1 pseudogene is annotated in these 1,531 nt (G+C 36.1%); it reads left to right on the top strand.

The window, feature by feature from the left end:
- Positions 1 to 1,531 (top strand): annotated as a pseudogene (locus ACYU7A_RS08090) (adhesin); the annotation flags it as partial.

The following is a 1,531-nucleotide window of genomic DNA, read 5'->3' as shown; positions in this document are numbered from 1 at the left end:
CAGTTCCTACACCAAATACCAACATGACTGGTTTTGAGCTTGAAGCTTGTGATGATATTGGTCCAAATGATGGAAGTGAAATTTTTGATTTAACTACTAACGCTGCTTACATTGCTAATGGTGATCCAAATGTAACATTACATTATTATCCGAGTTATAATGATGCTATTGCAATACCACCAACTAATGAAATAACAAGTCCAACAAACGCTAGTGTAAGTGGTAATGTATGGATTAGAGTAGAGAGTAATGTTTTTACAGGAACCAATGGACAAAATTGTTATGTTCTTGTAGAGCAACCAGTAATTGTTAATCCAGTGCCAATTATTGTTTCGGGGTTAAGTTTTCAAGAATGTGATGATGATACCGATGGATTTACTTTGTTTAATTTAAGTTCAAATACACGTATAGCACAACTTCTAGCAGGAAATGCTTTACCATTATCGGGTTACACCTTGAATTTCTATTTTGATTCAGCAGCAACCATTCCAATTTCATCAAATTATACTAATATAAGTAATCCACAAACGATTTATGTAAGAGCTACTAATATCGCTACAGGATGTCCAGGACCAGTTGAGGCATTAACAATTTTCGTTAATCCAAAACCAGAACTTAATGAACCATCACCTTATTCTACTTGTGATGCTAGTGGAGCTAATGATGGATATTCAACTTATGATTTGACATTATTAATCCCAGCTATTTTAGGAGCTACACAAACTACAGCAGATTATGATGTGTTTTTCTACAATACAGAGTACAACCCAGAGGCAACTCCAGCTTTAACACCAGCTCCTATTACCGATTTAGTAAACTATCAAGCTTACACACATACGCTTTGGATTAGTGTTAAAAATAAAGTAACAGGTTGTGAGAAAATAGGATCGTTTAATATTTATGTTGAACAACCACCAACACCGCTTATAATAGCGCCTACAGATGTGATTTGTGTGGATTATAATACGCAACAAGTAGTTAGATCATTAGTTTTAACAGCAACTAATACAACAGTATACTTACCTGGAACAATACCATTAACTTACACTTACCAATGGTATGACCAGGCTGGTGTTGCAATACCTGGAGCTACCAGCCAGACTTATGAAGTAATTGATCCTCTTCCAGATACTATAAGTAGTGATTTTACAGTTGTAATGACAAGTACAAGTACAGAAGCATGTAATGATGAATCTTTACCATTTACAGTAATACAATCAGGACAAGCAGTGGCTATTGGCGTAGGCTATGAAGTAAGCAATGCTTTTTCAGATATGCAAACCATCACAGTAACTGTAACAGGATATGGAACTTACTTATACAGCCTTGATGGAGGTCCAAGACAAACCAGCAATGTGTTTGAAAACGTACCACTTGGAGTTCACACCATAACGGTATGGGATGACAAAGGTGGCGTAGCAAGCAGCTGTGATCCATTCCAATTAACAGGTGTACAAATCATCGATTATCCTCACTATTTTACACCAAATGGTGACGGAATTAACGACTATTGGAATATTGTTGGTTTGGA

Source organism: Flavobacterium koreense, assembly GCF_054776075.1.
The sequence above is the reverse complement of the archived record's forward strand: the minus strand, read 5'-3'. Positions and strand labels throughout refer to the sequence as shown.